Raw genomic sequence first — 25,358 nt, 5'->3', positions numbered from 1 at the left:
GTCAGGCGGCCTCGATCAGCTTGTCCAGCTTGCCGGCGTCGACGGCGAACAGGCGGATGCCCTCGGCCAGCTTCTCGGTGGCCATCGCATCCTCGTTCAGCGCGAAGCGGAAGGCCGCCTCGTCCAGATGGATGGCGGGCACATTCAGCGCCTTGGCCGGGTCCAGCGCGCGCTCGAGCTTGGCGTCCGTCGCCTGCAGCTGCGCCAGCAGGTCGGGGCTGATGGTCAGCAGGTCGCAGCCGGCCAGCGCCTGGATCTGGCCGATGTTGCGGAAGCTCGCGCCCATGACCTCGGTCTTGATGCCGTGCTGCTTGAAGTAGGCGTAGATCTGCGTCACGGACTTCACGCCCGGGTCGTTGACGCCGGCCTGTGCCGCCTCGTCCCAGCTCGGGCCGGCAGCCTTCTTGTACCAGTCGTAGATGCGGCCCACGAAAGGCGAGATCAGCTGCACCTTGGCTTCGCCGCAGGCGACGGCCTGCGCGAACGCGAACAGCAGCGTGAGGTTGCAGCGGATGCCTTCGCGCTCCAGTTCGGCGGCGGCCTGGATGCCTTCCCACGTCGAGGCCAGCTTGATCAGCACGCGCTCGCGCGAGATGCCGGCGGCTTCGTACAGGCCGATGATTCGGCGCGCGCGCGACAGGCTGGCGGCCTTGTCGAAGGACAGGCGGGCATCGACCTCGGTGGACACCCGGCCCGGCACGACCTTCAGGATCTCCAGGCCGAAGCGCACCAGCACGTGGTCCACGATCTCGTCCAGCGGCTTGCCGCGGTGGGCGTCGACGGTCTCCTTCAGCAGCGGCGCGTAGTCAGGCGACTGCACGGCCTTCAGGATCAGCGAAGGGTTGGTCGTCGCGTCGCGCGGAGCGAACTGCGCGAGCTGCAGGAAATTGCCGGTGTCGGCAACGACGGTGGTCAGGGCTTTGAGCTGGTCGAGCTGGTTCATGGACTGCCTCATGCGGATCGCGGATTGACCCCGCGAAGAAACTGCTGCATAGTATTTCACGAAACTTAGTTACACAACGGTTAGCGCCCCCTGCGTGGGCCTGGCCTGGAGACGCTTCCGATGTCCTTCGATCTCGTGTTCTTTGGCGGTACCGGCGACCTGACATGGCGCAAGCTGATGCCCGCGCTCTTCCAGGCCTTCCGGCACGGCAAGTTGCCCGAAGGCGGACGAATTCTCGCCGTCGCGCGTGACGAGCAGACGGATGAACGCTACCGCGAGTGGCTGAAGGAGCGTTTCCGCGAGGTGGATGGCGCCAAGCGCCCCAGCGACGAGGAGTTCGAGAAGTTCGCCGCGCTGATCCACTACCTGTGCATGGACCTGTCCAAGCCGGACAGCTACCAGACGTTGAAGGACTGGCTGGACGCGCGCAACGCCGACACCGTGGTGCTGTATCTCGCCACCAGCCCGCACCTGTTCACCGGCATCTGCCATCAGCTGGGCGCCGTGGGCCTGAACCACGACAAGGTGCGCGTGGTGCTGGAGAAGCCGCTGGGCCACGACCTGGCCAGCGCGCAGGAGATCAACCGCGCGGTGCGCAGCGTGTTCGCCGAGAGCCAGGCCTTTCGCATCGACCACTACCTGGGCAAGCCGTCGGTGCAGAACCTGATGGCGCTGCGCTTCGGCAATGCGCTGTTCGAGCCGCTGTGGCGCCGCGAGAGCATCGCCAACATCCAGATCACGCTGGCCGAGCGCCTGGGCGTGGGCACGCGCGGCGCGTTCTACGACGGCACCGGCGCGCTGCGCGACATGATCCAGAACCATGCGCTGCAACTGCTGACGATGATCGCGATGGAGCCACCCTCCAGCAACGACGCCGACGCCATCCGCGACGAGAAGCTCAAGGTGCTGCGCTCGCTGAAGCCCTTCACGCCCGAGAGCGTGGGCCGCGACGTGGTGCGCGGCCAGTACCGGGCCGGCAATGTCGAGGGCGTGTCGGTGCCGGGCTATCTGGACGAGGTCAAGGTGCCGCCGGACAGCCATTGCGAGACCTTCGTCGCGCTGCGCACCGAGGTCAACAACTGGCGCTGGGCCGGCGTGCCGTTCTACCTGCGCACCGGCAAGCGGCTGGCCGAGCGCGACGCGCAGATCGTCATCAACTTCCGCCCCGTGCCGCACAAGATCTTCCCGGGCGGCGGCCAGGCCAACCGGCTGGTCATCAAGCTGCAGCCCGAGGACGGCCTGGAGCTGCAACTGCTGGCCCAGAAGGGCACGGGCGCCGGTGAGCAGCTGACGCCGGTGTCCCTGGACCTGGACTTCGACAAGGCCTTCGCCACGCAGCGCGTGGGCGCCTACGAGCGCCTGCTGCTCGACGCCATCGCCGGCCGCCTGAACCTGTTCGTGCGTAGCGACGAGCAGGAGCAGGCCTGGCGCTGGGTCGAGCCCATCCTGGACGCCTGGGCCGCCGACGCGAGCGGCCCGCGCCCCTACTCCGCCGGCTCCTGGGGCCCCGCAGCCGCAAGCGCGCTGGTGGCCCGAGACGGTTTCAGCTGGGCAGAAGAGCAATGAGCATCCTGGAGCGAGTGAAGGCGGCCCTGCCCGCCCTCCCCCCGGCCGAGCAACGCGTCGCCAAGCTGCTGCTGGCCGACGCGCGCAGCTTCGCCAGCCTGCCCGTCAGCGAGCTGGCCGACCGGGCCCATGTGTCCAAGCCCACCGTCGTGCGCTTCTGCCGCAGCGTCGGCTACGACGGCCTGGCCGACTTCAAGCTGAAGCTGGCCGGCAGCGTCAACGAGGGCGTGCCCTTCGTGCACCGCGCGGTGGACGAAGACGACAAGCCTTCGGACATCATCGTGAAGGTCGTTGACAACGCAGTCGCGGCGCTGCTGCACTACCGGAACGATGCCGCCAGCCATGCGTTCGAGCGCGCCATCGAGGCGTTGGCCGATTCGGCCCGCCACAACAAGCGCATCGAGTTCTACGGCGTGGGCAACTCGGGCATCGTCGCGCAGGATGCGCAGCACAAGTTCTTCCGCCTGGGCGTGAACACCGTCGCCACCAGCGACGGCCACGTGCAGCTGATGAGCGCCACGATGCTGCAGCCGGGCGACTGCGCGGTCATCATCAGCAACTCGGGCCGCAGCCGCGACCTGCTGGACGCCGCCGAGATCGCCCGCAAGAAGGGTGCGACCATCATCATCATCACGGCCAGCGCGTCGCCGCTGGCGCAGCTGGCGCTGGGACCCAGCCAGATCCTGCTGGCGGTGGACCACCCCGAGGACTTCGACCGCTACAGCCCCATGGTGTCGCGGCTGCTGCACCTGATCGCCGTGGACATCCTGACCACCGGCGTCGCGCTAAAGCTGGGCCCGCACCTGCGGCCCGCGCTGCAGGAGATCAAGAAGAACCTGCGCGCGAAGCGCTACGCAGGCTAGACCTGCCCCCGGAAACAACAAAGCCCGCCTTTCGGCGGGCTTTGTCTTTTTGTGATTCAGGCTGATGCAGCCGGGCTGGATCCCCACAACAACTCGGCCACGCCGTACACGCGGGCCAGCTCACGCAGCTTGTCGGGCGCGTCGTCCAGCTTGAGCACGGCGCCCTGTTCGCGGCACTGGCGCGCGGCCGACAGCAGCAGGCTCAGCGCCGACGAGTCGAAGTCGGTCAACCCGGCGGCGGAGAGCCGCACCTCACGCCCGGCCGCCGCCAGCACCTGGGCCGCCTCGGCGCGCAGGGCCGGTGACATCTGCGCCCATGCGGCGCGCGCGCCGTCCATTCGCAGCCGCTGGGGCAGCTTCAAGCCGCTCAAGATCAGCTCTTGCTGGGCAGGCCGGCCTTGGCGTTCTTGTCGGCCAGGCTCTTGATCAGGCCGTCGATGCCGTTGGCGCCGATCTCCTGGGCAAAGCTGTTGCGGTACTGGTCCGCCAGCCAGATGCCCAGCACATTGACGTCATAGATCTTCCAGGCGGCGCCGCTCTTCTCCAGGCGGTAGTCCAGCTGGATGGGATCGCCCTTGCCGCGGATCTCGGTGCGCACGACCACTTCCGTGTCGGTGGGTTGCGCGCGCAGCGGCTTCAGGCCGATGGTCTGGTCCTTCACCTGCGTCAGCGCACCGGCGTAGGTGCGCACCAGCAGCGTCTTGAACTCGGCCTGCAGCTTGGTCTGCTGCTCCGGGGTGGCCTGGCGCCAGAAACGGCCCACGGCGGACGCCGTCATGCGCTGGAAGTTCACATGCGGCATCACCTTGGCATCCACCAGGGCAATGATCTTGTTGATGTTGCCGGCCTGGATGTCCTTGTCGGCCTTGACGGCCTCGATGGTCTCCAGCGACAGGCCGCGGATCAGTTGGTCGGGCGCGCTGGCGTCGGCCGCATGGGCGGCGTGCACGAGGCCCAGGCCCAAGGTGGCCACGGTCAGCAGGCGGCGCAGGGAAGTCAGCAGAGTCATGGAATCTCTTTCTCCGTACTAGGACCGTCGCTCAACGCGCCAGCCCCGGGTTTGGTTCACCGCGAAGCCGCGGAAGCGGGATCAGCGGGCTTTTTCACGGTCGGCTCCGACGCCGCAGCCTCCGGTGCCGAGGCGGCATCGCCGGGCGCGGATGCGGCGCCCGCCGGCGCCGAGGCGCCATTGCCAGGCACCAGCACCTCGACCTCGTCGTCATCATCGAAGCTGCCGCGGCGCTGAAGATAGGCATCCCGGTAAAAGGTGTATTTGTCCAGCGCAATGCCTTCCAGCATCTGGCCGGCACGCAGGAAGTTGGCTCGCGTGTTGATGACGTTCAGCGACGTGATGAACACCTTCTTGCTGCCATCGTCGAAGACGACAGCAGGCGAGGCCTTCCAGTCCAGCGGCAGCGCCAGCGAGTCCCGCACCGACGACGGGCCGAACACCGGCCAGACGATGTAAGCACCTGTGCCCATGCCCCAATGGCCCAGCGTCTTGCCGAAGTCCTGGCTGTTCTTTTCCAGACCGGCCTCGGTGGCGATGTCCAGCACGCCGGCCAGGCCCAGCGTCGAGTTCACGGCGAAGCGCATGCCCTGCTCCACGCCGGATTTGAAACGGCCCTGCAGCACCAGGTTCACGGCCGACCACGCGTCGCCGATGTTGCCAAAGAAGTTGTCGATGCCGGTGCGCACCGGCGACGGCACCAGTTCGGCATAGGCCGTGGCGACTGGCTTCAGCACATGCTCGTCCAGCTTCTCGTTGAACGCGAAGACCTTGCGGTTCCAGTTCTCCCACGGGTCCATGCGCTGGCCCTTGGAGCCCATGACCTTGTCGACGGCGCGCTCCACCCGCGAGCCCACGCCCTTGACGGTCTGGCAGCCGGTCAGGCCCGCCACCAGGGCCAACAGCGCCAACGTGCGAATCCAGCGGGCCATCATGGCTTGCCTCCCGAGGCCGGCGCGGCGGTGCTGCCCATGTCGGCCGCCTTGCTGTTGATGAACTGACCGATCAGGTTCTCCAGCACGACGGCACTCTGGGTCTGGCGGATGATGTCGCCGCCGGCCAGGTTCTTCTCGTCGGCGCCGGGCTCTAGGCCGATGTACTGCTCGCCCAGCAGGCCCGACGTCAGGATCTTGGCCGAGCTGTCCTTGGGGAACAGCGTCGCCTTGTTCAAGTTGATGACGACCTTGGCCTGGAAGGTTTTGTCGTCGAAGGCGATGGACTCAACCCGCCCTACGACCACGCCCGCGCTCTTCACCGCGGCATTGGGCTTGAGCCCTCCGATGTTGTCGAACCGCGCCGTGACCTGGTAGGTCGCGTCGAAATTGAGGCTGAGCAGATTCCCGGCCTTCAACGCCAGGAAGAGCAAGGCCGCGCCGCCCAGCAGCACGAACAGGCCCACCCAGCTGTCATGTCGAGAGGCTTGCATGTGTACTCCCTGACTCCAATCAAATCGAAAACATCATCGCGGTGAGCATGAAGTCCAGGCCCAGCACGGCCAGGGACGACAGCACCACGGTACGTGTGGTGGCGGCAGAAACGCCCTCGGGCGTGGGCCGGCAGGCATAGCCTTGCAGCAGCGCGATGAAGGTCACCGTCACGCCGAAGGCCAGGCTCTTCACGACGCCGTTGCCGACGTCCTTGAACACATCTACGCCGCCCTGCATCTGCGACCAGAACGCGCCGGCGTCGATACCGATCAGCGGCACGGCCACCAGCCAGCCGCCGATGATGCCCACCGCCGAGAAGACTGCCGCAAGTAAGGGCATGGCAATAAAACCACCCCAGAAGCGCGGCGCCAGCACGCGCTGCACCGGGTCCACCGCCATCATCTCCATCGCGGTCAGCTGCTCGCCGGCCTTCATCAGACCGATCTCGGCGGTCAGCGACGTGCCGGCCCGGCCCGCGAACAGCAGCGCCGTGACGACCGGCCCCAGCTCGCGCACCAGGCTCAAGGCCACCAGCAGGCCCACGGCCTCGGCGGAACCATAGCGCTGCAGCGTGTAATAGCCCTGCAGCGCCAGCACGAAGCCGACGAACAGGCCCGACACGCCAATGATGGACAGCGACTTGTTGCCCAGGTGGAAAACCTGCTCGCGCACGAGGACGAAGCGCGCCAACGCCTTGGGCGAGCGCGCCAGCAGGCTGAAGAACAGCAGCGCCGCCGCGCCGATGTCGGCCAGTTTGAGGCGCACGCCGGCGCCGATGCGGGTGGCCAGCGCCATCATGATGCACCCTTCGCGCTACGCGCTGTCCCGCCAAGCGGGAGCTGAGCGCCTTCGGACGGCCGTGCGGCGCTCATGGCGACACCCCGAAATCCTCGGCCACAGGCTTGGCCGGCTGGTGGAAGCGCACGGGCCCATCGGCCTCGGCGCCGACGAATTGACGCACCAGCGGATCCTCGCTGCGGCGCAGTTCGTCCGGCGTGCCCTGGGCCACGATGCGGCCGTTGGCCACCATCGCGACGTGGTCGGCGATCGCGAAGGTCTCGTGCAGGTCGTGCGACACGATGACGCTGGTCAGCCCCAGCGCGTCGTTCAGGTCACGGATCAGCCGGGCGGCCACGCCCAGAGAGATGGGATCCAGGCCGGCAAAGGGCTCGTCGTACAGCACCAGATCGGGATCCAGCGCAATGGCCCGCGCCAGCGCGACCCGCCGCGCCATGCCGCCGGAGATCTCGCTAGGCAGCAGGTCGCGCGCTCCGCGCAGGCCCACCGCGTTCAGCTTCATCAGCACGAGGTCGCGGATCATGGCCTCGGGCAGATCGGTGTGCTCGCGCAGCGGGAAGGCCACGTTCTCGAACACGGACAGGTCGGTGAACAACGCGCCGAACTGGAACAGCATGCCCATGCGCCGGCGCACGGCGTACAGGCCGGCCAGGTCCAGCGGCGCCAGGTCCTGGCCGTCGAACAACACCTGCCCCGACAGCGGCCGCAGCTGGCGGCCCAGCAGGCGCAGCACCGTGGTCTTGCCGCCGCCCGACGTGCCGATCAGCGCCAGCACCTTGCCGCGCTCCAGCTTCAGGTTGACGCCATCGAGGATCACGCGGTCGCCATAGCCGCAGCTGACGTCGCGAAGTTCGATCAGAGGGGGTGAGGCGGCCAGGGAAGTCACGCGTTCGGGCTAGAGCCAGGCGGAAAACGAAGGGCGCATGATAGGGGAAACACCGAGGTCGCCCGCCGACGCTTTGAGCAATGCCCCCTAAGCCCGCCAGGTGTCGACCGCACCCAGCAGCGCTGTTACGTGTGCTTGCCTTCATCAACCGCTTGAAACCACGCCCTGGATCGCCATCCGTGAGCCAGTTCACGAATCGCGATCCAGCCGCGACCAGCGTTCGCGGCGCTGCGACGAGCGGTAACCACACGGCGAGACCCGACACCAAAATACACAGCACCTGATCAGCCCATACCACCATGCGACGCCTGCACCGCCCCAACGCCATCCACGGCTTCACGCTCATCGAGCTGATGATCGCCGTGGCCATCGTCGCCATCCTGGCGGCGGTCGCCGTGCCGCAATACACCCAGTACGTGACGCGCGGGCGCATCCCGGATGCCACATCGGCACTCGCAACCAAGCAGGTGCAGATTGAACAGTTCTTCCTGGACAACCGCACCTACGCCGACGCGCCGGGCTGCAGAAACGACGTCGAGACCAGCAAGTACTTCACCTTTGCCTGCACATCCGCCACGGCCACCGGGTTCACGCTGGCCGCCACGGGCAAGAGTTCCATGACGGGCTTCACCTACACGGTCAACCAGGCCGGCGCCAAGACCACCACCGCCCCCACTGGCTGGACGGGCTCCAGCACCTGCTGGGTCACCAAGAAGGACGGCACGTGCTGACCTCACCCGTCCAACGCGGTGTGGGCCTCATCGAGGTCATGGTGGCGGTCGTCATCATGGCCATCATCATGGCCGTGGCGGCGCCCAACTTCGGCCCGTGGATCGCCGGCGCACGCATACGCGCCACGGCTGAAAGCCTGCTCGCCGGACTGCAGTACGCCAAGAGCGAAGCCACCACGCGCAACACGCGCGTGCGCTTCCAGCTGACGACCTCGCTGGGCGCCGATTGCGTGCGTGACGCCCGCGCGGCCAACTGGGTGGTCGACGTCGTGGATGCGGATGCCGATGCGGACTCGGTCGTGAACCAGTGCAACTCGGCTCCCAGCGATACGGTCGCGCCCAGCATCCTGCAGATCCGTGCCGCGTCCGAAGCCGGAGGAAATGTCCAGGTCGTCTCTGATTCGGATGAGGTCGTGTTCAACGGCCTGGGGCGGCAGGTGCCGCTTGGCGGCGCGGCGGCGGCTGCCAACATCAATATCGAGATCACGCCTTCCGGAGGTGGCACCTGTGCCGCCGCCGGCGGCAAGGTGACCTGCCTGCGCGTCGCCATTTCACCCGCAGGACAGGTCCGTATGTGCAACCCCAGCATCGCCGCCGGCGATCCGCAGGCCTGCTGATGAAGACCTCATTTCGCCATCGCCAGCGCGGCGTGCTGCTGCTCGAAGTGCTGATCGCGCTCCTGATCTTCTCGCTGGGCGTGCTGGGCCTGGTGGGCCTGCAGGCCGCGGCAGCCAAGCAGTCGGGCCATACCAAGTACCGCGCGGACGCCACGCTGCTGGCCAACGAACTGCTGGGGCAGATGCGACTGGCCAGCAATGTCTACGCGACGCTGAACACGCGCTTCAAGAGCAGCGGCGGTGGTGGCGCCGACTACCTGGCTTGGAGGTCTCGCGTCATCACGCAGTTGCCCGGTGCCGACACCTACCCTCCGACGGTCGAGTTGGTCGAGTTGGCACCGCTCAATGCCATCGTGGCCGGAGCCAGCGCACCTGCCACCGGGTTGTCCTCCAGTACCCGCGTGACGGTCACCATGCGCTGGAAGGCGCCTGGCGAGCCCGCCGCGGATCCCGCCCACAACATCGTGCTGACCAACGAAATCCGATGAAGCCACAGCACTCCACCTTGTTGCGGGTTCGCGGCTTCAGCCTGGTCGAACTGCTGGTAGGCATCGTCGTCGCGATGGCGGCGGTGCTGGTCGTGACACAGGTATTCCGTGTCTCGGAAGGTCAACGCCGCACGACCAGCGGCGGCGACGACGCGCAGACCACGGGCGCCATCGCACTGAGCCTGCTGCAGCGCGAACTGCGCCAGGCCGGCCAGGGGCTGATGTCGCCCCGACTGCTGATGTGTCAGTTGGACCTGGGCGGTGGCCGCAACATTCGCAGCTTGGCGCCTGTCATCATCAACCCGCCCACCGACGTCGTGGCCGAAGGCGACGACAACACCGACACCATCGTCATTTCTTATGGCGATGGCTGGGGATCGCCTGAGGGCGGACTGATCGGCACTCAGCCTGGCCCGGCTACCTATGTAGTGCCCGGCTCGCTCTCCTACCGCCCTGGCCAGCGAGTGGTCGCCACGCCGCAGACCCGGGCCGCGCCCTGCAATCTGACGCTGACCAGCGTCGCCGGCGATCCCACGCCTTCGAGCGTCACAGTCGCCCTCGGCGTCGCTGGTTCCTCCAACGGCGTGCTCTACAACCTCGGCCGCGCGCCGCGCTTCCTGGCCTATGCCGTGCGCAACAACCGGCTGACCGTATGCGACTTCACGGCACAGAACTGCGCCAGTGTCGCTGCAGCGAACTGGAACGAGGTGGCTGATAGCGTGGTCGGCCTGCGCGCGGAGTACGCGCGTGACACCACCGTGCCGCGGGATGGCTTTGTCGATGCCTATGACACCACCACGCCCACCGGCATCGTGCCGGCGGGCTGCGGCTGGGAACGCGTCGTGGGCGTGCGCCTGGCCATCGTGGCACGCAGCCGCCAGCCGGACACCGCTGACGTGACGGCCAGCGCTCCGAGTTGGTCGGGCGGCGCATCCGCGCCGTTGACACCGCCGGGCGCCGACTGGCAGCGCTACCGCTACAAGACCTTCGAAACCACGGTACCGCTGCGCAACGCCCCGGCCGCCTCCGAACCGGTGTTTTCACCATGCCCATGAACACACATCTTCACCGCCCCCCTCAGCGCGGCCTCGTGCTCGTGTTGGCGCTCATCGTGCTGGCGGCACTGTCATTGGCGGCAGTTGGGCTGATGCGTGGCGTGTTCGCCAGCAACCGCGTCGCCGGCAATCTTGCCTACCAGCAATCTGCAGTGCAGGCCGCCGAAGTGGGAGTGGAGCGTGCGGTCGCCTGGTTGGAGCAGCAGGCACGCGCCACCGTCCCCGCCCCTGGCGGAGCCGCCAGTGCGGCGCCGATCCCGTCGGAGGTGCTCTACAGGCATGCCGTCAAAGGCGCCGGGTCCGCCGCCTACCACTACAGCGCCACGCGCGCCGAACCTGGCGTAGGCCAAAGCTGGGAGAACTTCTGGCAGACGCTTGTCGCCGGCAATCGCGTCAACGACCTTGGCACGGATGCCACGGGCAACAACGTGGCTTTTGCCATTCATCGCCTCTGCAGCGCTGAGGGCCGGCCTGACGGTGCCAATTGCGAGGCATCACCGGACGAGCTCACGTGCGACGGCTGCAGCAAGGGCGCCGATCCAAAGTTAGAAATTGCCACTTCCGTGTATTACCGCATCACCGTGCGCGTGCAAGGGCCGCGCAACGCCACCAGCTTCATTCAGGCCGTGGTCTCCATTTGACCGGGCCCTCCATGCAAGAGGATCACATGATGTTCCGCACCACCCACCTCGTTGCACTGTTGCTCGCGGCGCCACTGGCCTTGCCCGCCAGCGCCGCGATGACCGACATCTCGCAGCATCCGCTGATCGTTGCCAACCCTGACGCGGTGCGGGCCAACGTGCTGTTCATCCTCGACGACTCGGGCTCGATGAATTTTGACTTCCTGCCCGATCACGTGAACGGCGACGGCGACCCCGACCCCAAGCTGTGCCGCAGCACAGGTGCCACACCGACCAACAGCGGCAACTTCGCCAACACCTGCTGCATCAACGGCAACAGCTCCGCGGCTTGCTACTTGAGTGCGCCGCCGTTCGGCACATCTCGCGGCCAAGCACCGTTCCTGGCCTATGGCTTCAACGGCCTCGCATACGACCCCAACACGCTGTACAAGCCACCGGTGCGTTCGGATGGCACCTCGTGGGCCAGCCAGACTCGCGGCGCCACGGGCGGCTGGACCCTGGTGCGCAACGACGCGTACAACATTCAGAACATCTACACGATTGATCTGACGACGCAGTTCCCCGACACCGAATGGTGCACCGACACCAGCTATTCGGACTGCCTGCGCAACGACAACTACGTGCTGCCGGGCACGGTGGGGGGCAAGGCCTACACGACATTCCGCGCGGTGCAGGCCACCGGCAGCGGACGGGTCGCCACCGGCGCACCTGACGCCGCCACCACGGAGGCACGCACGTTCGGTCCGCACTATTACAGGATCCACACGGCAGAGTACTGCTCCAGTGTCGACTTGCGCGACTGCCGTCCGGCAGCAGCCGGCGCGTTCACTATCCCGGCCCCCGTGCGCTGGTGCAATTCAGACGCGAATGCCCGTGCCGCATCGCCGGTCGCCAACGCCTGCCAGGCCACGCGCACCGATGTGTTCCGGCATGCTCGCTTTCCGACCAAGTTCTTCACAGCAGGCGTTGCCGGTTCGCCTGGTCGCGGCTCGTCGATGAGCTTTACCATGACCGTCAGCGGTTGCAGCGGAAGCCGGACCACTGGCGTCGGATCGCTGAAGATCGGCGGCGTCGAGATGCTGACCGGCGCCACCGACCGCACTAACAGCTCGTCGACGCTGGCAAGCTTCATCGCGAGCCAGTTCAGGACCGGCACCGGCTGGACGATCGCGCGAAGCAGCCGAACGCTGACGATTACCGCCCCGGTTTCCGCGGGTGATCTCGCGGGCGGCTACGCGACGCTGACCACGGTGTCCGGTTCGACCTGCACGTTCACCCCCACCACTGGCGCCGGTCCTTTCGGCAGCGATTACGCAGCGCCGGTGACCACCGAGGCCGGCACCTACGCCGGCCGCTTCGAGCGCGTTGAGATCATGTCGGGCAAGACCTTCCCGAAGGGCGCGAATCGCAAGGACTGCGCGGGAAGCACCTGCACCTATGACGAAGAAATGACGAACTTCGCGAACTGGTGGACCTACTACCACTCGCGCATGCAGACCATGAAGTCCGCGGCCTCGCTGGCGTTCAACGACGTTGGTTCCAATCGTCGCATGGGCTACATGAGCATCAACAACAACACGGGCCGAGATCTCCTCAACCTCGAAACGTTCGAGACGTCACAGCGCTCGAACTGGTTCGCCAAGCTGTTTGCCGCCGAAACCGGTAATTCGACGCCGCTGCGCACCGCGCTGTCCAAGGCCGGCCGGCTGTTTGCAGGCGCCTACAACGGCACATCGCTGCACGGCGTGACGGTCAAGGATCCGATGCAGTACTCGTGCCAGAAGAATGTCGCGATCCTGTCGACCGACGGGTTCTGGAACGAGACCTCTACGCCAACCCGCAAGGATGGCTCCACCGCCATCGGAGACCTGGACTCGGGCACGGACGTCGAGCGGCCGATGCTGGACGGCAACGCCACGAGCAACACGTTGGCCGACGTGGCCTATTACTACAAGAACAACGACCTGCGCACCGGCACCAGCGGAAGCGGCACCTGCATCAGCGGCAGCGGTACGGGCGCCGACGTCTGCGGCAACGACGATGAGCTGAACCGCGCGCAGACGATGATGACCTTCACGCTGGGCCTGGGTGTGTCGGGCTACATGCAGTTCCAGAAGAACTACCTCAGCGCCGGCGCCCCCGACTTCAATGCGGTGAAGAACGGCGAGACCGCGAACCCCGGTGCCGGTGTCTGCAGCTGGCAGACCAGCGGCGTGTGCAACTGGCCGATACCCGTCAGCAACACGCTGACCGCTGTGGACGACATGTGGCACGCCGCCGTGAACGGGGGCGGAACCTATTTCAGCGCCGCCAGTCCGACGGCGCTGCAGGAAGGCCTGTCCTCAGCACTGAACTCCATCGGCGGCCGTGTGGCCGCCGCCGCTGCGGCCGCCACCAGCAACCCCAACATCACCGCAACCGATAACTTCGTGTTCCTGTCACGGTTCAAGTCGGCGGAGTGGCACGGTGAGCTCATCGCCAAGGCCATCAACATCGACACGGGCACGTTGGACACGACGCTGTGGGAGGCGCGGCCGCTGCTTGATGCGAAGACCTCGCGCAACATCTTCATGTTCTCGGCCAGTTCTTCCACCAAGCTGAAGCCTTTCGCCTGGGGGGAGATGAGCGCCACCGAGAAGGCCTACTTCGAGAAGACCTGGATCACGACGACGGGCCGCTCGCTGAGCCAGTTCTGCAGCGGCCCGCCCACCTGCCTGTCGACGACGGACCAGGATGCTGCCCCCGGTGAACCGCTGGTCAGCTTCCTGCGCGGCGTACGGACGAATGAGGGCACCGACGCCACCAAGTATTTCCGCCAGCGCGTGCATCTGCTGGGCGACATCGTCAACTCTGAAGCCGTCTATGTGAAGCAGCAGTTGGTGAAGTACGCGGATGAGGGCTACGCCGACTTCAATGGCCGCGCACGACAAGGCATGGTCTATGTCGGCGCCAATGACGGCATGCTGCACGCCTTCAATGCCGACACGGGGGAAGAAGTCTGGGCCTATGTGCCCACAGCGGTGTTGCCCAATCTTTACAAGCTGGCGGACAAGGACTACGCCATCAAGCACCAGTACTTCGTCGACGCCACGCCACTGGTGCAGGACGTCAAGGTAGGCACCGAATGGCGCACCATCCTGGTGGGCGGCCTGGGCGCTGGTGGGCGGGCCTACTACGCATTGGACATCACGGATCCGGCGGCACCCAAGGCCATGTGGGAGTTCACCAATGACAACCTGGGCCTGACCTTCGGCAAGCCTGAAATCGGCAAGTTGCGCGACGGCACCTGGGTCGTGGTCGTACCTTCGGGCTACAACAACGTGAGCCCCGGCGACGGCAAGGGCCGCCTGTTCGTGCTGAACGCGGCCACCGGCGTGCCCATCGCCGGCATCAGCAGCGGAGGTGGCGGTGTAGGCATCGCAACCAGCGCGGGCAGCACCGCGACGCCAGCGGGTCTGGGCCAGATCCGTGGCTGGGTCGAGAAGTCCTCGCTGGACAACACCATCGAGCGCGTTTATGGGGGAGACAACCTGGGCAACGTTTGGCGGTTCGATATCAACAACACTGTCGGTGTGGCCGGTTATGACGCCATGTTGCTGGGAGTGCTGAAGAACGCGTCCAACCAGACACAGCCGGTCACGACGCGGCCAGAACTGGGCGAGGCCAATCGCAAGGCAATGGTCTACGTCGCCACAGGGCGCTTCCTGGGTGAGACCGACTCCAGCGACACTACTGTGCAGAGCGTTTATGCGATCAAGGATGATCTTGGCGCCACCGGCCACGGCGAAGTGCGTGCCAGCGGCAATTTTGTCAAGCAGACGTTGGTGAACGGCACTTGCGCGTCGGGCACCAGGTGGTGCGAGGCCGGCAAGCCCATCCGCACCACCACGTCCGTCAATGCCGTGAACCTGGCCACGGATGGCGGCTGGTATGTCGACCTGCCGATCATCAGCGAGCGCGTCTACGGTGACCCCGTGCTGGTACTCGGTACGCTCGTGGTGATTTCCAACGTGATTGGATCGAGCAGCCAGTGCAAGCCTGGCGGCACCAGCTGGGCCAACTATTTCGACTACAGGACCGGCGCGGCGCAAACCACGGTGATTGCCGATGCACGCTCGACGACGCTTGAGCCCGTCAAGGATCCCACCGGCAAGGTCACCGGCATCGTCACGCTGGAAAACGGCGAGGAAAAGCAGTTGCCCCTGCCTTTCGACCCCACCATCAAGCCCACGCGCCGCGTGTCATGGCGGGATCTACTGCAGGATTGACCCCCTCGCCGACCGGCCCGGCCCTGCCGAGAGCAGTGGTCTTCTGCGCGCTGCTTGCCGTGCTCGGCCACTCCGCGCTGCTGGCTCCGCCAGTGAAGTCCGGCGGCAAGGCGCCCCCGACTGCTTCGGCTGGGCCGCAGACTTTGCTCCGCTTCAACCTGGTGGCGCCAGCGCCAACGGTTCACGCCGCCATTCCCGAGCCTGAGACTGCATTGGAGGCGCAAGCCGTCGTGCCGGCTGCAGCCGCGCCTCAGCCCGCTGCCTCGGAACTGCCGCGGGCCGCCGAAGCCGACAGCACACCGCCCACGTTCGACGACGCTCCGCCGCAGCTCCCATTCCCGGATGCCGCCCTGCCCGATGGCGGCGTCCAGGTGCGTGTGCATGTCAGCGTCGGAAGCGCCGGACAGATCCAGGAGATCGCCACCGCCATGTGGCCGGCCGAAGCCCCGGCGGCGTTCGAGAAGCTGGGCCGCAGGGCCGTGGCGGACGCCCGGTTCACCGCAGCAGGCGACGCCGAGCGCCACCATTGCCTGCAGCTGGACTTCAGGCCTGAGCAGCGCTCACCGACCTGGTCTTGGCGCACGGACGGCCCGACACGCTGTCTCACCAACCCGGACGACAGCGCGCAGGCCCTGCCCGCGCGCTGATCGCGGCGCCGCTCAGCGCGGCAGCGTCGTCGAGCCCATCAGGAATTCGTCCACCGCGCGAGCGGCTTGGCGGCCTTCGCGGATGGCCCAGACCACCAGGCTCTGGCCGCGGCGCATGTCGCCGGCGGCGAAGACCTTGTCGACGTTGGTCTTGTAGGCGTTGCCGCCTTCCGTGCTGGCCTTGCCGTTGCCGCGCGCATCCTTGTCGACGCCGAAGGCATCCAGGATGGTGGCCACCGGCGACACGAAGCCCATCGCCAGGAAGGCCAGGTCGGCCTTCAGGATCTGCTCGCTGCCTTCGACCTCGGTCATCTTGCCGCCTTGCCATTGCAGGCGCACGGTCTTCACGCCGGTCAGCTTGCCCTTCTCGCCCAGGAACTCCTTGGTGGCGATGGCGAACTCGCGCTCGCAGCCCTCTTCGTGGCTGGACGAGGTGCGCAGCTTGATGGGCCAGTAGGGCCAGGTCAGCGGGCGGTCTTCAACTTCGGGCGGCTGGGGCATCAGCTCGAACTGCACGACGCTCTTGGCGCCGTGGCGGTTGCTGGTGCCGACGCAGTCGCTGCCGGTGTCGCCGCCGCCGATGACGACGACGTGCTTGCCGTCGGCGCGGATCTGATTCTTCAGCTTGTCACCGGCGTTGACCTTGTTCTGCTGCGGCAGGAACTCCATCGCGAAGTGCACACCAGCCAGGTCGCGGCCCGGCACGGGCAGGTCGCGCGACTGCTCGGCGCCGCCAGTCAGCAGCACGGCGTCGAACTGGCTCTTCAGCTCGTCGGCGGAGATGGTTTCCTTGGCCCAGTTGGTGACCTTGGAACCCTCGGGCAGCGCGGCGACCAGCACGCCGGTGCGGAACTCGACGCCCTCGGCCTTCATCTGCTCGACGCGACGGTCGATGTGGGACTTCTCCATCTTGAAGTCCGGGATGCCGTAGCGCAGCAGGCCGCCCACGCGGTCGTTCTTTTCGAACACGGTGACGCTGTGGCCCACACGCGCCAACTGCTGCGCGGCCGCCAGGCCGGCGGGGCCACCGCCGACGATGGCGACCTTCTTGCCCGTCTGCAGCTTGGCCGGCTGGGCCTTGACCCAGCCCTCGGCCCAGGCGCGGTCGATGATGGCGTGCTCGATGGACTTGATGCCCACCGCGTCGTCGTTGACGTTCAGCGTGCAGGCCGCCTCGCAGGGCGCGGGGCAGATGCGACCGGTGAACTCGGGAAAGTTGTTGGTGCTGTGCAGCACCGCGATCGCGTTCTTCCAGTCTTCCGGCCGGCCCTTGTAGACCAGGTCGTTGAAGTCCGGAATGATGTTGTTGACCGGGCAGCCGTTGTTGCAGAACGGCGTACCGCAGTCCATGCAGCGGGCACCCTGCTGCTTGGCCTGGTCAACGTTCAGCGCGATGACGAATTCCTTGTAGTTCTTGACGCGAGCGGTGACGGGCTCGTAGCCCTCTTCCAGGCGCTCGTACTCCATGAAGCCGGTGACTTTCCCCATGCTTCTTCTCCTTAGACCTTGGCCGCAACAGGCGACTTGGCCTGAGCGATGGTTTGTGCGGTTTCCTTGGCGGCGTTCAGTTCGCCCAGCGCGCGGCGGTATTCGTTCGGGAACACCTTGATGAACTTGGTGCGCGCCTCGGCCCAGTGGTCGAGGATGTCGCGCGCACGCTGGCTGCCGGTCCAGCGGTGGTGGTCTTCCAGCAGCTTCTTCAGGATGGCTTCGTCGGTCTGGGCCTCGCGGTCCACGCCGTCCACACCCTTGACGCGGTGCCAGATGGCCTTGTCGACTTGCGCCTCTTGCTCCTGCGCGGTCTGCAGCTTCTCCAGCGTGACCATGCTGGTGTTGCAGCGCTTGGCGAAGTGACCGTCCTCGTCGTACACGTAGGCGATGCCACCGCTCATGCCGGCGGCGAAGTTGCGGCCGGTCTTGCCCAGCACGGCGACGGTGCCGCCGGTCATGTACTCGCAGCCGTGGTCGCCCGTGCCCTCGACGACCGCCGTGGCACCCGACAGGCGCACCGCGAAGCGCTCGCCCGCCACGCCGCGGTAGAAAGCCTCGCCGCGCGTCGCGCCGATCAGCGCGGTGTTGCCGACGATGATGTTCTTCGTCGCGTCGCCGCGGAAGTCGATGCTGGGGCGCACGACGATGCGGCCGCCCGACAGGCCCTTGCCGGTGTAGTCGTTGGCGTCACCGATCAGATAGAACGTGATGCCCTGCGCCAGGAAGGCGCCGAAGCTCTGGCCGCCCGTGCCTTCCATCTGGATGAAGATGGTGTGGTCGGGCAGGCCCTCGGGCTTGCGGCGGATCAGCTCACCGGACAGGCGCGCACCGACCGAGCGGCGCACGTTGGTCACTTCCTGCATGAACTGCACCTTCTCGCCCTTGTCGAAGGCGGGCAGGCACTTCTCGATGAGCTTCACGTCGAGCGCGCGGTCCAGGCCGTGGTCCTGCACGTCGTTGTGGATGCGGGCCACGTCGGCCGGCACGTTCGGGCGGTGGAAGATGCGGCCGAACTCCAGGCCCTTGGCCTTCCAGTGCGAAATGGCCTTCTTGGTATCCAGCCAGTCGCTGCGGCCGATCAGTTCGTCGAATTTGCGCACGCCGAGCTGGGCCATGATCTGGCGCGCCTCTTCAGCGACGAAGAAGAAGTAGTTGACGACGTGCTCGGGGCGGCCGGTGAACTTCTTGCGCAGCACCGGGTCCTGCGTGGCCACGCCCACCGGGCAGGTGTTCAGGTGGCACTTGCGCATCATGATGCAGCCTTCGGCCACCAGCGGCGCGGTGGCGAAGCCGAACTCGTCGGCGCCCAGCAGCGCGCCGATGACGACGTCGCGGCCGGTCTTCATCTGGCCGTCGGCCTGCACGCGCACACGGCCGCGCAGGCGATTGACGACCAGCGTCTGCTGCGTCTCGGCCAGGCCCAGCTCCCACGGCGTGCCGCAGTGCTTGATGGACGACCAGGGCGAGGCGCCCGTGCCGCCGTCGTGGCCGGCGATGACGATGTGGTCGGCCTTGCACTTGGCCACGCCGGTGGCGATGGTGCCCACGCCCACTTCCGACACCAGCTTGACCGACACGTCGGCCTGCGGGTTGACGTTCTTCAGGTCGTGGATGAGCTGCGCCAGGTCTTCGATGGAGTAGATGTCGTGGTGCGGCGGCGGGCTGATGAGGCCCACGCCCGGCACGGAGTGGCGCAGGAAGCCGATGTATTCGGAGACCTTGCCGCCGGGCAGCTGGCCGCCCTCGCCGGGCTTGGCGCCCTGGGCCATCTTGATCTGGATCTGGTCGGCGCTGACTAGGTATTCGGTCGTGACACCGAAGCGGCCCGACGCGACCTGCTTGATCTTGGAGCGCAGCGAGTCGCCTTCTTGCAGCTCGTAGTCGGCCTCCATGATCTTGTGGCCCAGCACGTCGCCGACCTTGCTGCCGCCGACGATCTTGATGCCCTTCAACTCATTGCGGTAGCGGGCCGGGTCTTCGCCGCCCTCGCCCGTGTTGCTCTTGCCGCCGATGCGGTTCATCGCGACGGCCAGCGTGGCGTGGGCTTCGGTGGAGATGGAGCCCAGCGACATGGCGCCGGTGGCGAAGCGCTTGACGATCTCGGCGGCCGACTCGACCTCTTCCAGCGGCACGGCCTTGGCGGGGTCGAACTTGAACTCGAACAGACCGCGCAGCGTCATGTGGCGCTTGCTCTGGTCGTTGATGATCTGCGCGTATTCCTTGTACGTCTCGAACTTGCCGCTGCGCGAGCTGTGCTGCAGCTTGGCGATGGCGTCGGGCGTCCACATGTGGTCTTCGCCGCGGGTGCGCCAGGCGTACTCGCCGCCGGCGTCCAGCATGCTCTCCAGCAACGGGTCGTCGCCGAAGGCGCCTTCGTGCATGCGGATGCCTTCCTCGGCCACCTCGAACACGCCGATGCCGCCCACCTGGGTGGCCGTGCCGCGGAAGTACTTCTCGACGAAGTCCGCCTTCAGGCCGATGGCCTCGAAGATCTGCGCACCGCAATAGGACATATAGGTCGAGATGCCCATCTTGGACATGATCTTGGACAGACCCTTGCCCACGGCCTTGATGTAGTTGTAGCGAGCTTGCTCGGCGCTCAGCTTGGCCGGCAGCTCGTCCTTCATCGCTTCCAGCGTCTCGAGCGCCAGATACGGATGGACGGCTTCGGCGCCGTAGCCGGCCAGCACGGCGAAATGGTGCACCTCACGGGCGCTACCGGTCTCGACGACCAGGCCGGCCGTCGTGCGCAGACCTTCACGCACCAGGTGGTGATGGACGGCGGACAGGGCCAGCAGCGCGGGAATCGCGACGCGGTCGGCGCTGACGTGGCGGTCCGTGATGATGAGGATGTTGTGGCCGGTCTTGATCGCGTCTACGGCGGAGGCGCACAGCGAGGCCAGCTGTGCCTCGACGCCTTCACGGCCCCATTCGCGCGGGTAGGTGATGTCCAGCTCGCTGGGCTTGAACTTGCCGCCGGTGTGGGCCTCGATGCCGCGCAGGCGGGCCATGTCGTCGAAGTCCAGCACGGGCTGACTGACTTCCAGGCGCATCGGCGGATTGACCGCGTTGATGTCCAGCAGGTTGGGCTTGGGACCGATGAAGCTATTGAGCGACATCACGATGTTCTCGCGGATCGGGTCGATCGGCGGGTTCGTGACCTGGGCGAACAGCTGCTTGAAGTAGCTGTACAGCGGCTTGTTCTTGTTGGACAGCACCGCCAGCGGCGAGTCGTTGCCCATGGAGCCGATGCCCTCCTCGCCGTTGGCGGCCATGGGCGCCAGCAGAAACTTGATGTCTTCCTGCGTGGTGCCGAAGGCTTGCTGGCGCTCCAGCAGCGGCGTCGCGAAGCTCGGGCGCACGTCGTCGGGAACGGCGATGTCGTCCAGCTTGACGCGGACGTTTTCGATCCACTGGCGGTAGGGCCGCGCGTTGGCGAACTGGTTCTTCAGTTCCTCGTCATCGATGATGCGGCCCTGCTCCAGGTCGATGAGGAACATCTTGCCGGGCTGCAGGCGCCACTTCTTGACGATCTTGCTTTCCGGGATGGGCAGCACGCCCGACTCGGAGGCCATGACGACGAGGTCGTCATCGGTGATGCAGTAGCGGGCCGGGCGCAGGCCGTTGCGGTCCAGCGCGGCGCAGACTTGGCGGCCGTCGGTGAAGGCCATCGCGGCGGGGCCGTCCCACGGCTCCATCATCGCGGCGTGGTACTCGTAGAACGCGCGGCGGCGCTCGTCCATGCCTTCGTGCTGCTCCCAGGCTTCCGGGATCATCATCATGGCCGCATGCGCAAGCGGGTAACCGCTCATCGTCAGCAGCTCGATGGCGTTGTCGAAGGTGGCCGTGTCGGACTGATGCTCGAAGCTGATGGGATAGAGCTTCTTCAAGTCGTCACCCAGCACCGGCGACTTCATGACGCCTTCGCGGGCGCGCATCCAGTTGAAGTTGCCCTTGACCGTGTTGATCTCGCCGTTGTGGCAGACCATGCGGTACGGGTGGGCCAGCGGCCACTCGGGGAAGGTGTTGGTGGAGAAGCGCTGGTGCACCAGCGCGATGGCGGACGTGACGCGCGGGTCGGCCAGGTCCTGGTAGTACTTGCCGACCTGATCGGCCAGCAGCAGGCCCTTGTAGATGACCGTGCGGCAGCTCATCGACGGCACGTAGTACTCGCGGCTGTGCGTGAGCTTGAGCGCCTGGATGGCGCTGGAGGCGGTCTTGCGGATGACGTAAAGCTTGCGTTCCAGCGCGTCGGGGACGATGGTGTCCGGGCCGCGGCCGATGAAAATCTGGCGGATCACCGGCTCCTTCTCGCGCACCGTGGGCGACATGGGCATGTCGCGGTCCACCGGCACGTCGCGCCAGCCGATCAAGACCTGGCCCTCGGCCTTGATCGCGCGGGCCAGTTCCTGTTCGCAGGCGAGGCGGGAGGCGGCTTCCTTGGGCAGGAAGATCATGCCCACGCCGTACTCGCCGGGCGCCGGCAGGTTGATGCCCTGCTTGGCCATTTCCTCGCGGTAGTACTCGTCCGGAATCTGGATCAGGATGCCGGCGCCGTCGCCCATCAGCGCATCGGCGCCAACGGCACCCCGGTGGTCCAGGTTCTCCAGGATCTTCAGACCCTGCTGGACGATGTTGTGCGCCTTCTGGCCCTTGATGTGAGCCACGAATCCCAGGCCGCACGCGTCCTTCTCGTTGGATGACCGATACAGGCCATGCTCGGCCAGATCTTGAATTTCGGACTGAATCTGCGCGGCATGGCTCATGGCGGCCTCCTGGATCACAACAGGCCGGAAGCGTACTGCAGCGCAACAATCGCGGCAACTTGATTAAAATGGGGTCAGAGTCAAATTAAATTGCATCACCAACTTGATGCAAATTAATTGGGGGCATACTCAAATCAAGGAGCGGATTCACTGTTCTGCACCAAATTGGGCGCCTTTCGTGGACGCCCACGCGGCCGCTGCACCACGACCGCTGGATGGTCGACGGCCAGCGGCTTCAGGAAGCTCTCGCTGCCCAGCGGGCGGCCACGCAGCACGGCATCGGTGAACTCCATCTGCTCCCGCCGCGAGACGCCTTGATTCAGCAACTCGCGGTAGGCGTGCTCGCGTTCGAAGGGGGTGTTGCCCAGCGACCAGTACATCTCATGCTCGGTGATCAACGCGCTGCGGCTCAAACCCAGGTGGTGTGCCGCACTGGACCACGGCCACTGAACGGCCTCGTTGCACAGACCGGCCCTCACGGGGTTCAGCTCGATGTAGCGCATGCAAGCCAGCAGATGGCGCTCGCCTTCAATGAGCCCGGCGCGGAACCGCCCTTCCCACAAGGTGCCGCTGCGCTGATGGCGCGCGTTGAACCACCCCACATAGCGCCGTCCCAGCGACTGCATCATGCGGCTCAACGCCTCGGCACTGGGCGGCGTGACCAGCAAATGCAGATGGTTGTCCATCAGCACATAGGCATGGATGGCCATGCGGTACTGCGCCGCCACCTCTTTCAACGTGGCCAGCAGGTACTCACGGTCAAGGTCGCTGTAGAAGATCGCCTGCCGGTTGTTGCCGCGCAGGATCACATGGTGGGGCTGATCGGGCAGGATGAGGCGAGGAAGTCGGGCCATGGCGGTCGCGGAGGCATGAAGCTGGCCCCAGCATATTCGACTCCGACCCCATTTTGTAATCAGAACAAGGTCTTGCCTGTCAGCCTCTGGTGCTCGCGGATCGCAAATCGATCGGTCATGCCGGCGATGTAGTCGGCGCAGGCCCGTTCACGGTCCTCACGCTCGGCGAAGTCGGCGGGCATCTGGGTGGGGTCACCGGAGTAGGTGGCGAACAGGTCGCGCAAGACTTGCTCGGCCCTGGCGCGCGTGGACTGCACCTGCGGATGGCGGTACAGGTTGGCGAACAGGAAGCGCTTGAGCGCTGTGCTGCGTGTGCGCATGTCCGCGCTGAAGCGCAGCTGGGGCTTGTCGCTGCGCCGCACCGCGTCGGCATCTGCAGGGGCGGCGTCCGCCAGCGCGCTTCGCGTGGCATCGATGATGTCGTAGACCTGCGCTGACAGCATGCGCCTTATGGTCTCGAACAGCAGGCGCTTGCCGGCCAGATGGGGATGCGCATCCAGCGCCGCTCGCCAGTGCTCGCGCACCAGGTCGACCTCCAGCAACTGCTCCAGCTCGATGAGGCCCGAGCGTACGCCGTCGTCGACATCGTGGGCGTTGTAGGCCACCTCATCGGCGAGATTGCAGAGCTGGGCTTCGAGGCTGGTCTGGCCGCCGTGCAGAAAGCGTGTCGCGATGCCCCCCGGCTCGGCCGCCTCGATCAACTCGGCATTGCGACGCGAGCAGTGCTTGAGGATGCCCTCGCGGGTTTCGAAGCAGAGATTCAGCCCGTCAAAGGCCGGGTAGCGCTGCTCCAACGTGTCGACGACGCGAAGCGACTGCAGATTGTGCTCAAAGCCGCCATGCGCTTTCATGCACTCGTCCAGCACATCCTGACCAGCATGACCGAAGGGCGTGTGCCCCAGGTCATGGGCCAGCGCGACGGCCTCGACCAGGTCCTCGTCCAGGCCCAGGCTGCGCGCGATGGAGCGGCCAAGTTGCGCGACCTCCAGCGAATGCGTCAGCCGCGTGCGGAACAGGTCGCCCTCATGGTTCAGGAAGACCTGCGTCTTGTAGACCAGCCGGCGAAACGCCGTGCTGTGGATGATGCGGTCCCGATCACGCTGGAACTCGCTGCGCGTGGGCGCGGCCGGCTCCGGCAAGCGGCGGCCGCGGCTGCGCGCCGGATCGGCAGCGTAGGCCGGGCGCGCCGCCAGCATCAGGCCGCTCCGTGCGTGGTCAGCGTCTCGACGATGCGCTCGTCGGGCACGGCATGCAGGCCGGCCCGGCCCAGCGCCTCGATGAGCACGAAGCGGATAGCACCCGCCTCGGCCTTCTTGTCGACGCGCATCAGCTGCAGATAGCGCTCGGCGCCCAGGCGCGGCGGCTGCACCGGCAGCTCTGCCCTCTCGACCAGTCGGCGCAGGCGCTCGACGAAGTCGGCGGGCATCAACCCCATGCGATGCGACAGGTCGGCCGCCAGCACCATGCCGCAAGCCACGGCCTCGCCGTGCAACCATTCGCCGTAGCCCATGCCGGCTTCGATCGCATGGCCAATGGTGTGGCCGAAGTTGAGGATGGCCCGCAGGCCCTGCTCTCGTTCATCCTGTCCGACCACATCGGCCTTGATCTCGCAACTGCGCCGCACTGCATGGGCCAGCGCCGCCTTGTCGCGTGCCAGCAGCGCGTCAAGGTTGGTCTCTATCCAGTCCAGGAACCCGGCATCGGCGATGGGGCCGTACTTGATGATCTCGGCGAGGCCGGCCCGCAGCTCGCGGTCGGGCAGGCTGTCCAGCGTGTCCAGGTCGGCGATGACGCGCTCGGGCTGGTAGAACGCGCCGATCATGTTCTTGCCCAGCGGATGGTTGATGGCGGTCTTGCCGCCGACCGACGAGTCCACCTGGGCCAGCAAGGTGGTAGGCACCTGCACGAAAGGGACGCCACGCATGTAGATGGCCGCCGCAAAGCCGGTCATGTCGCCGATGACACCGCCGCCCAACGCAAACAGCACCGTCTTGCGGTCCAGCGCCTCGCTCAGCAGGTGGTCGCAGATCTGGTTGAGGCTGGCCCAGCCCTTGTGCTGCTCGCCATCGGCGAGCACGACGAGATCGACACGGGCATAGACCGACAGCAGCTGCTCTCGCAGGCGCTGGGCATACAGCGGCGCAATGGTCTCGTTGCTGACGATGACAGCCGCGCCGCCCTTGGGCAGGCCTTGCCAGCTGGCGTGCGCATCCAACAAGCCGGACCCGATGCGGATCTCGTAGTTGCGGTCGTCAGGGAGGCGGATGCGAACGGTATCGGTGGCGGGCATGCGGCCAAGTGTAAGAGC

At 66.5% G+C, this 25,358-nt stretch carries 21 protein-coding genes; 9 read left to right on the top strand and 12 right to left on the bottom strand.

What is annotated here, in order from left to right; all coding sequences use genetic code 11:
• Position 1: 1 nt before the first annotated feature.
• Complete coding sequence (tal, locus tag J2X21_RS00985) at positions 2-943, bottom strand: transaldolase (protein WP_310323767.1); 942 nt, start codon at positions 941-943, stop codon at positions 2-4.
• Positions 944-1,063: 120 nt separating this feature from the next.
• Here tal and zwf point away from each other — a divergent pair, with 120 nt between their 5' ends.
• Positions 1,064-2,509: a glucose-6-phosphate dehydrogenase gene (gene zwf / locus J2X21_RS00980; RefSeq protein ID WP_310323764.1), complete on the top strand. Its 1,446-nt coding sequence runs from the start codon at positions 1,064-1,066 to the stop codon at positions 2,507-2,509.
• A gap of 2 nt (positions 2,510-2,511) precedes the next feature.
• Positions 2,512-3,372, top strand: a complete 861-nt coding sequence (locus J2X21_RS00975) for a MurR/RpiR family transcriptional regulator (RefSeq protein ID WP_310325409.1) — start codon at positions 2,512-2,514, stop codon at positions 3,370-3,372.
• Between the two features lie 56 nt (positions 3,373-3,428).
• On the opposite strand, the gene J2X21_RS00970 is transcribed toward J2X21_RS00975, so the two are convergent.
• The 6 genes from J2X21_RS00970 to J2X21_RS00945 form a co-directional block, all read right to left on the bottom strand.
• Complete coding sequence (locus J2X21_RS00970) at positions 3,429-3,743, bottom strand: STAS domain-containing protein (protein ID WP_310323762.1); 315 nt, start codon at positions 3,741-3,743, stop codon at positions 3,429-3,431.
• A 2-nt stretch (positions 3,744-3,745) separates the two neighbouring features.
• Positions 3,746-4,381, bottom strand: coding sequence for an MlaC/ttg2D family ABC transporter substrate-binding protein (locus J2X21_RS00965; protein WP_310323760.1), 636 nt, complete (start codon positions 4,379-4,381; stop codon positions 3,746-3,748).
• A 56-nt stretch (positions 4,382-4,437) separates the two neighbouring features.
• On the bottom strand, positions 4,438-5,313 hold the full coding sequence (locus J2X21_RS00960) for an MlaA family lipoprotein (RefSeq protein ID WP_310323757.1): 876 nt from the start codon (positions 5,311-5,313) through the stop codon (positions 4,438-4,440).
• A complete protein-coding gene (gene mlaD / locus J2X21_RS00955) occupies positions 5,313-5,807 on the bottom strand; it encodes an outer membrane lipid asymmetry maintenance protein MlaD (protein WP_310323756.1) in 495 nt (164 codons plus the stop codon). The genes J2X21_RS00960 and mlaD overlap by 1 nt, the downstream gene beginning before the upstream one ends.
• Positions 5,808-5,826: 19 nt before the next feature.
• Positions 5,827-6,603 (bottom strand): lipid asymmetry maintenance ABC transporter permease subunit MlaE, encoded by a 777-nt coding sequence (mlaE, locus tag J2X21_RS00950; RefSeq protein ID WP_310323753.1) that lies wholly within the window; start codon positions 6,601-6,603, stop codon positions 5,827-5,829.
• 73 nt (positions 6,604-6,676) lie between these two features.
• The gene (locus tag J2X21_RS00945; RefSeq protein WP_310323751.1) at positions 6,677-7,492 is read right to left on the bottom strand and encodes an ABC transporter ATP-binding protein; all 816 of its coding nucleotides are present in this window, start codon (positions 7,490-7,492) and stop codon (positions 6,677-6,679) included.
• 299 nt (positions 7,493-7,791) lie between these two features.
• Here J2X21_RS00945 and J2X21_RS00940 point away from each other — a divergent pair, with 299 nt between their 5' ends.
• From J2X21_RS00940 to J2X21_RS00910, 7 genes are all read left to right on the top strand, one after another.
• Positions 7,792-8,223: a type IV pilin protein gene (locus J2X21_RS00940; RefSeq protein WP_310323748.1), complete on the top strand. Its 432-nt coding sequence runs from the start codon at positions 7,792-7,794 to the stop codon at positions 8,221-8,223.
• Positions 8,217-8,840 (top strand): pilus assembly FimT family protein, encoded by a 624-nt coding sequence (locus J2X21_RS00935; protein ID WP_310323745.1) that lies wholly within the window; start codon positions 8,217-8,219, stop codon positions 8,838-8,840. Before J2X21_RS00940 ends, J2X21_RS00935 begins: the two co-directional genes overlap by 7 nt.
• Complete coding sequence (gene pilV, locus J2X21_RS00930; RefSeq protein ID WP_310323744.1) at positions 8,840-9,328, top strand: type IV pilus modification protein PilV; 489 nt, start codon at positions 8,840-8,842, stop codon at positions 9,326-9,328. The genes J2X21_RS00935 and pilV overlap by 1 nt, the downstream gene beginning before the upstream one ends.
• On the top strand, positions 9,325-10,383 hold the full coding sequence (locus J2X21_RS00925) for a PilW family protein (RefSeq protein ID WP_310323740.1): 1,059 nt from the start codon (positions 9,325-9,327) through the stop codon (positions 10,381-10,383). The genes pilV and J2X21_RS00925 overlap by 4 nt, the downstream gene beginning before the upstream one ends.
• A complete protein-coding gene (locus J2X21_RS00920; RefSeq protein WP_310323737.1) occupies positions 10,380-11,024 on the top strand; it encodes a PilX N-terminal domain-containing pilus assembly protein in 645 nt (214 codons plus the stop codon). Before J2X21_RS00925 ends, J2X21_RS00920 begins: the two co-directional genes overlap by 4 nt.
• Before the next feature lie 29 nt (positions 11,025-11,053).
• Positions 11,054-15,292 carry a pilus assembly protein gene (locus J2X21_RS00915; protein WP_310323735.1) on the top strand — a complete coding sequence of 1,413 codons (4,239 nt, stop codon included), beginning with the start codon at positions 11,054-11,056 and terminating at the stop codon, positions 15,290-15,292.
• 212 nt (positions 15,293-15,504) lie between these two features.
• A complete protein-coding gene (locus J2X21_RS00910) occupies positions 15,505-15,939 on the top strand; it encodes a hypothetical protein (RefSeq protein WP_310323732.1) in 435 nt (144 codons plus the stop codon).
• Between the two features lie 12 nt (positions 15,940-15,951).
• On the opposite strand, the gene J2X21_RS00905 is transcribed toward J2X21_RS00910, so the two are convergent.
• From J2X21_RS00905 to aroB, 5 genes are all read right to left on the bottom strand, one after another.
• Entirely contained in the window at positions 15,952-17,427 is a 1,476-nt protein-coding gene (locus tag J2X21_RS00905) for a glutamate synthase subunit beta (protein ID WP_310323730.1), read from the bottom strand.
• 11 nt (positions 17,428-17,438) lie between these two features.
• On the bottom strand, positions 17,439-22,196 hold the full coding sequence (locus J2X21_RS00900) for a glutamate synthase-related protein (RefSeq protein WP_310323727.1): 4,758 nt from the start codon (positions 22,194-22,196) through the stop codon (positions 17,439-17,441).
• A 134-nt stretch (positions 22,197-22,330) separates the two neighbouring features.
• Positions 22,331-23,050: an REP-associated tyrosine transposase gene (locus J2X21_RS00895; protein WP_310323724.1), complete on the bottom strand. Its 720-nt coding sequence runs from the start codon at positions 23,048-23,050 to the stop codon at positions 22,331-22,333.
• 59 nt (positions 23,051-23,109) lie between these two features.
• Positions 23,110-24,246 (bottom strand): deoxyguanosinetriphosphate triphosphohydrolase, encoded by a 1,137-nt coding sequence (locus tag J2X21_RS00890; protein WP_310323722.1) that lies wholly within the window; start codon positions 24,244-24,246, stop codon positions 23,110-23,112.
• Positions 24,246-25,340 carry a 3-dehydroquinate synthase gene (gene aroB, locus J2X21_RS00885; protein WP_310323719.1) on the bottom strand — a complete coding sequence of 365 codons (1,095 nt, stop codon included), beginning with the start codon at positions 25,338-25,340 and terminating at the stop codon, positions 24,246-24,248. The genes J2X21_RS00890 and aroB overlap by 1 nt, the downstream gene beginning before the upstream one ends.
• Positions 25,341-25,358 lie beyond the last annotated feature (18 nt).

Source organism: Roseateles asaccharophilus (assembly GCF_031458115.1).
In the GTDB taxonomy this organism is placed as follows: domain Bacteria; phylum Pseudomonadota; class Gammaproteobacteria; order Burkholderiales; family Burkholderiaceae_C; genus Pelomonas; species Pelomonas asaccharophilus_A.
Note: the sequence above shows the minus strand (reverse complement) of the source record. Positions and strands in the feature narration are given on the sequence as shown.